Raw genomic sequence first — 6,906 nt, forward strand, 5'->3', positions numbered from 1 at the left:
CACAGAGTTAAATTCGGTGTTCCACAAAGAGTTAAATTCTTGTGGGTTGGGCGTCCTGCCCGCCCAAAAAATACAACTTAAATGCTAGACAGCTTACCTCTTTAATTTAATCTTTTTCGAGGACTATTTGCCAATGCAAAATCTGCTAAATATTCTGTCCAGCACTGATTCTGTCACTTCTTCGCCCGTAACTTCCCCCAATGCTTGAATTGCACCGCGCAAATCTATTGTCCAGAAATCTAAAGGCAATTTGTTGCTGATAGTATCCGTGCATTGTTCCAGAGAAATTTTAGCTTTGGTTAACGCCGCTGCTTGCCGCTGGTTGATGGCTAAGTCTGAGTTTGCTGCTTGCAAATTTCCCCCGCTGACGGCATCTAAGATTGCTGTTTCTAAGTCTTCTATGCCTCGATCGAGGGCGGCGGCTGCGGTAACTATACGGTGAGTTTCAGAGGAAAAAGGTAGTTCAGGGATGGTGTTTACTAGGTCGATTTTGTTGATAATTATAATTAGCTGGCGGTGCTTTACTTGTTGGTAAATTTCCGAATCGCCCTCTGTCCAACCTGATTGCGCGTCAATTGTCAACAAGACTAAATCGGCTTGTTTTGCTGCTGCGCGCGATCGCTCAACGCCAATTTTTTCTACCTTGTCTTCGGTTTCTCGAATGCCCGCAGTATCGAGCACCTGCACCGGAATGCCGCCCACAACTAGCTGCGATTCTACCACGTCCCGCGTCGTACCGGGTAAATCCGTGACGATCGCCCGATCGCTCTTACTCCACGCATTCAACAAACTCGATTTTCCCACATTCGGCCGCCCAACAATCGCTACTTTCAAACCAGTTCTCAACAATTCTCCGCGATCTGCTGTCGCCAAAATTGTTGATAATTCCGCCAAAACATGATTTATTTCCAAAGATGTTTTAGCTTCATCTAAAGGCGGCAAATCTTCCTCAAAATCAATTCTTGCCTCAATTTCTGCCAGTACGTCCAAACAAGTTGTTCTCAATTTGCGAATTGGCTGCGCTAATTTTCCCTGCAAACCAGCTAAAGCACTTTGTGCAGCAGCGGGCGATTTTGCTCCCACCAAATCTGAGATACTTTCAGCTTGAGTTAAATCAAGCCTCCCGTTCAAAAAAGCCCGCAGCGAAAACTCTCCCGGTGCAGCCAATCTCGCCCCGTTTTCTAAACACAACTGCAAGACTTGCTGCACCGCCATAATGCCGCCGTGACAGTGAAATTCCACCACATCTTCGCGAGTAAAAGAACGCGGTGCTTTCATGATTAACAATAAAGCTTCATCGACTAACTCTTGAGTTTTAGGGCTGCGGATGTGACCGTAAAGAATGCGGTGAGACTCCCATATTTGCCGTCCTGGGGCGCGAAACAGAGTTTCGGCAATTTTTAAGGCTGCGGAACCGGAAACTCGCACAATGCCGACGCTGCCTTGCTGGGGAACTATGGCGGTGGCGATCGCTGCGATCGTTCCTCCTTTTGTTAATGATTCAGACATTTTTATTGTTCACACATTTAAAATTTCTCTCAATCTCCTGTTTTTGAGGATCAGGCAATTGCTTCTCGGTATTCGAGGATATAAATCTCTGATTGGTTCTTCAAAAAATTAAAATGGCCACCATTTTGGGCAAGATGCACGAGTTTCTGAGTCAAAGGGTAGGGGAGAGTTGGTAATATTTTACCTAGAATCGCTAATTGTGCGTCGGCTGCGAGAGACAAGATAACTTGAATTAGGGATTCAACCAGTTGTACGTTCATTTGACTGACCTCCGGCTTGGTTGTTAAATTATACATATCTCATTGACCGAATAAACAAGTTCAGCGATTTTTTTGTAAGATATTAGAAGAGCGCCACGGCGCTTGACTTACGTAGCCAATCCGATCGCCCGTTTTGCCAGTCAGTTGATTTTAGATTTTAGATTTTAGATTTTAGATGGACTCCACAGCTCAATCTGGGAACTTGAACAAGAGTCTAAAATTTTGGGAGGCTAACGACTCCTGTGGGAAAGCAACTATCCGTTTTTGGGTAGGAGTCACGGCTCGATCGAACTTAAATTACTCAGCCACATATTTTGGCTATTCTGATTTCATGCGATAATGGAAAATTGACCGAAAGCATCCAGGATACAAGCCCCCGGATTCATCCGTGGAGAAAGAAAAAACCTGTATCCGATGAAACTTGCCCCCCGAATTTATCTCTGGGGTCAATGCTTCAATCTAAAATCTAAAATCTAAAATCGATTGACAGGGTAGAGGGCAAAGCATGATTGGTCAACTTCTAGACAGACGTTACCGCATCATTAAAGTCACAGACTCAAGTGAGGTGGGAAAAACTTATCTAGCCGCAGATACTCACCGTCCCGGGTATCCGCAATGCACGGTTAGAGAAATGCGGCTACCCGGCACAAGTTCGCAAACTCCAGAATTAGTCAAAGTTATATTTCAACGAAACGCCGAAATAATTGAAAAATTGGGAAAACACGACAAAATTCCCGAATTATTGGCCTATTTTGAGGAAAATCAAAGTTTATACTTAATTGAAGAATTTATTGCGGGATTACCTTTAAGTCAAGAACTAATACCCGGTCAACCTTGGGATGAAGACCAAGTAATTAATCTGCTATCAGAAATATTAGAAATTTTGGTGTTCATCCACGAGAAGGGTTTTATTCACCGCAGAATTCAACCAGACATAGCAATCCGGCGCGAGTCAGACGGCAAATTTGTATTGGTAGACTTTAGCTTAGACAAAGAAATTAACCCGGAACTTGCTAACTGTCATTTGTTGTCGCAAACTTCCCCGAACTCTGTTAAACGGCCTGTGGCAAAAAAACAGGATTTGGCGGCTCAGGAGTTATACGTGCCGATCGAGCAATCGAGTGGCAACCCCCGTTACAATAGCGACATCTACGCTCTAGGTACGATCGCCCAGCTTGCCGTGACGGGACTCTCACCCAACGAACTGAGTGCCTTAAAAAACAACAAAAGCCAAATTCCCTGGCAAAACCGGGCAACTTGTTCGGCAGCCCTAGCAGATATTATCGATCGAATGGTGCGCCCCGACTGCGAGGAACGCTATCAGGAGGCCGCCGAAGTTTTAGCAGACCTCAAACAAATCGCCGTAAAATTGGAGGTTGAGCCGCCGCCAGCCACAATCATCACGCACGCTATGAGTCAACCGCGAAGACAAAGCCAAACCAAACTCCTGCTGTTGGCTGCAACAGCGGCAGCTTTAATCTTGACGGCACTGATAATTTACTTTTGGCAGAGTCAAAGTCCGGCGAGGTCAAAAGAATTGTTAGCCCGCGGCGTTACCAAGGCGCAGCAAGGTGACACAACAGGCGCGATCGCCGATTATACTCAAGCGATCGCCCTGAATGCCAGCGATGCGGAAACTTACTACAAGCGGGCAAACGCTCGCTACGACATGGGCGCAACCGAGCAAGCAATACAGGATTACACGCAAGCAATTACAGTCAATCCCAGCCACACCAAAGCTCTCTACAATCGAGGTATGGCCCGCCTCGACATCGAGGACAAGCGGGGGGCCGTGGAAGATTTCACCCAAGTAGTGCGACTGAATCCCAGCGACGGTGAGGCATACTCTCAGCGGGGTTTAGCCTACTACGATTTGGGCGACTACCGCACAGCAATTGAAGACTACACTCAAGCAATTCGGCTCAGTCCCAACGATGCTACAGCTTACAGCAATCGGGGTTTAGCTCGATCGGCAGCAGGCGACAAAACAGGAGCAATGGCAGATTTTACTCAAGCCCTTCAAATTAGCCCCAAACAAGCTGGCGTATACTACAGTCGTGGTCGAGCGAGATTTAATCTGGCAGATTATCAAGGAGCGATGGAAGATTATACTAAGGCGATCGAATTACAACCCGATCTCGCTGATGCTTATACCAATCGGTGCAGCGCTTACTTGAATTTGGCCACTTACGACAAAGCGATTGCAGATTGCACCGAAGGAATTCGCCTCGATCCAAAAGATGAAGCAGCTTACAACAACCGCTGCATTGCTTATCTGAATTTAAAACAATATCAAAAGGCCAGCGAAGATTGCAGTTTGACGATCGGACTTAACGGCAACAATCCCAAAGCATACAGCAATCGAGGATTAGCTCGATCGGCTTCGGGAGACAAGCAGGGAGCTTTAGAAGATTTTACTCAAGCAATTCGACTCAATCCTAGCGATGCAGTAGCTTACAGCAATCGCGGTACTATTTACTCAGAACTAAAAAATTACCCTTTAGCGGTTGAGGATTTCGCTCACTCACTGCGGCTCAACCCCAACAATGCTAGCGCTTTTTACAGCCGAGGCCTCGTCCGCCGCCAACTCAAAGACCGTGCTGGGGCGATCGAGGATTTTCAGAAAGCTGCAACCCTCTTTCTAGAACAAGGAAGAGCCGATGGTTTCCAAAACGCACAATCACAAATCAACGACCCTAAATAAACTATTAGTCACCATTCAGATGTTAAAAAAAGCAGCAAAAAGGCAGAAGGGAGAAGAAAAAAGGAAGAAACAAGAAAGCAAAATTACCAATTACCAATTACCAATTACCAATTACCAATTCCCCGTTACCAATTCTAAATTATAGATATGAACATGGTTGGTCAACTTTTAGACAGGCGTTATCGCGTAGTGCAAATTCTCAGTTCAGGAGCTTTTGGACAGACTTATTTAGCTGTCGATACTCGCCGACCGGGCCATCCTCAATGTGTAGTCAAACAACTGCGCCCTCCCAGCAACACTTCCACAGTTCTCAAAACAGCTTATCGCTTATTTAAACAAGAAGCAGAAATATTAGAAAAGCTGGGAAAACACGATCAAATTCCATTTTTACTAGCTTATTTTGAAGAAGCGAATCAATTCTACCTCGTTGAAGAGTTTGTCCCCGGACACGCCCTAAATAGGGAAATTGTGGCCGGTCAACCTTGGCGAGAAGAACGAGTGCTGGATCTGTTGCAAGAAGTGTTACAAGTTCTCGCCTTCGTACACTCTCAGGGAGTGATTCACCGCGATGTTAATCCCTCCAACTTAATCCGCCGCAAACCAGACGGCAAATTAGTTTTAATTGACTTTGGTTCGGTTAAAGAAGTTGCGAGTCACGTCAGTGACTACGATACCGAATTTCCGCGCACCATTGCTACTGGTACTCCGGCTTATATGCCGATCGAACAATTTCAAGGCAACCCGCAATTTAGCAGTGACCTCTATGCAGTCGGGATGATGGCAGTCCAAGCTATCACTGGTTTACCCGGTACGGATTTGCCAAAATTGCAAGATCCGAGTCCTTCTCATACCGGGGAAATTGTTTGGCGAAACCGAGCTCAATGTTCTGTGGGATTAGCCAATATAATTGATAAAATGGTCTGTCACCAATTTGCCAAGCGCTATCAATCTGCGGATGAAGTTTTGCTAGCTCTGAGCAAGTTGAGACACCGCCAAGAACCGATGAATCCGGCTCACAAGAAAAGTATGGCTCCCACCTTAGTTTCTTCTGATAGTTTTTCGTCACGTTTGGGAAGTCGATTTTGGTTGCTGATTTTGGCAGGCGTCGGGGCGGCAATAGTTCTGATATTTCTGTTTAGTTACTGGCGCCGCCCGAATCCGATTAAAGCTAAAGAATATTACGAACAGGGAGTGGAAAAGTCTCGCAATCAAGATGCGGCGGCCGCTTTGCAGGCTTTTAATAAGTCAATTCAATTGAATCCTAAAAATGCCGAGAGTTTTTACCAGCGCGGTAATGCTAATTATGATTTACAAAAGTATCAAGAAGCAATTGCGGATTATTCTCAGGCGATCGCTCTCAATCCTAAATATGTTCAGGCTTATTTTAACCGCGGCCTAGCCCGTCACGATTTTAACGACACGCGCGGGGCGATTGAGGATTACACTCAAGCTCTGAATCTCCAGCCCAAGGATGCTGATACATATTATGAAAGAGGAGTTGCTTATTTAGAACTGCAAGATTACAAGATGGCTATTCAGGATTTTAATGAAGTAATTCGGTTGCAGCCGAACCTGGTTAAAGCTTATCATTCGCGGGGGCTGGCTCGTGCTGGGAGCGGCGATTTGCAGGGGGGGATTGGAGATTATACTGAGGCAATTAAACTTGATGCTAAGAATGTTGATGCTTTTTACAGTCGGGGGAGAGCTCGCTTTCACCTAGGAGATTATCAGGGAGCTTTGGCGGATTATTCTCAGGTAATTGCGATCGATCCCAAGAGTGGAGATGCTTACGCTAATCGTTGTAGCACCCAGTTGAATTTAGGAGCGCATCAAGCGGCAATTGACGATTGCACGCAGGCAATTTCGCTGAGCGAGGAGGATGGGGTTCCTTACAACAATCGCTGCATTGCTTATTTAAATTTGAAGGATTATCCCAAAGCAATTGCCGATTGCACTCAAGCGCTGACAGTGAATCCGAATGATTTTAATGCTTTTAACAATCGCGGTTTAGCTCGCAGCGCCGGGGGTGACGCCCAGGGGGCGATCGCAGATTTTACAGCAGCAATCGGGTTCAATCCCAACAATGCTGAAGCTTACGCCAATCGGGCTAAGATTTATCAGGACTTAAAGAATTACAATAGTGCGATCGCAGATTACGTGCAAGCTATTCGGATCAGCCCGAATTATGCGGCTGCTTACTACGGTAGAGGCATGGTTCGTAGCTCCTTGGGAGACAAAGCAGGAGCCATTAGCGATTTAGAAAAAGCGGGCAAAATGTTTCTCGATCAAGGACTTACTGGCGGTTACAAAGATGCACAATTTGAGATTGAAAAACTCAAGTAGTCAATCGATTTTAGATTTTAGATTTTAGATTTTAGATTTTAGATTTTAGATTTTAGATTTTAGATTTTAGATTTTAGATTTTAGATTTTA

At 45.5% G+C, this 6,906-nt stretch carries 4 protein-coding genes; 2 read left to right on the forward strand and 2 right to left on the reverse strand.

Annotation, left to right across the window (positions count from 1 at the left end):
• Nucleotides 1-123 precede the first annotated feature (123 nt).
• Entirely contained in the window at nucleotides 124-1,509 is a 1,386-nt protein-coding gene (gene mnmE / locus QUB26_RS22970; protein ID WP_333319870.1) for a tRNA uridine-5-carboxymethylaminomethyl(34) synthesis GTPase MnmE, read from the reverse strand.
• Between the two features lie 50 nt (nucleotides 1,510-1,559).
• On the reverse strand, nucleotides 1,560-1,769 hold the full coding sequence (locus QUB26_RS22975) for a hypothetical protein (RefSeq protein ID WP_333319872.1): 210 nt from the start codon (nucleotides 1,767-1,769) through the stop codon (nucleotides 1,560-1,562).
• A 505-nt stretch (nucleotides 1,770-2,274) separates the two neighbouring features.
• Between QUB26_RS22975 and QUB26_RS22980 the strand changes: the two genes are divergently transcribed.
• Together QUB26_RS22980 and QUB26_RS22985 are read left to right on the forward strand one after the other, a co-directional pair.
• Nucleotides 2,275-4,473 carry a tetratricopeptide repeat protein gene (locus QUB26_RS22980; RefSeq protein ID WP_333319874.1) on the forward strand — a complete coding sequence of 733 codons (2,199 nt, stop codon included), beginning with the start codon at nucleotides 2,275-2,277 and terminating at the stop codon, nucleotides 4,471-4,473.
• A gap of 153 nt (nucleotides 4,474-4,626) precedes the next feature.
• Nucleotides 4,627-6,816, forward strand: coding sequence for a tetratricopeptide repeat protein (locus QUB26_RS22985; RefSeq protein ID WP_333253972.1), 2,190 nt, complete (start codon nucleotides 4,627-4,629; stop codon nucleotides 6,814-6,816).
• The last annotated feature ends 90 nt before the right edge of the window (nucleotides 6,817-6,906 follow it).

The organism is Microcoleus sp. B4-C1 (genome assembly GCF_036705285.1).
Taxonomy (GTDB): Bacteria; Cyanobacteriota; Cyanobacteriia; order Cyanobacteriales; family Microcoleaceae; genus Microcoleus.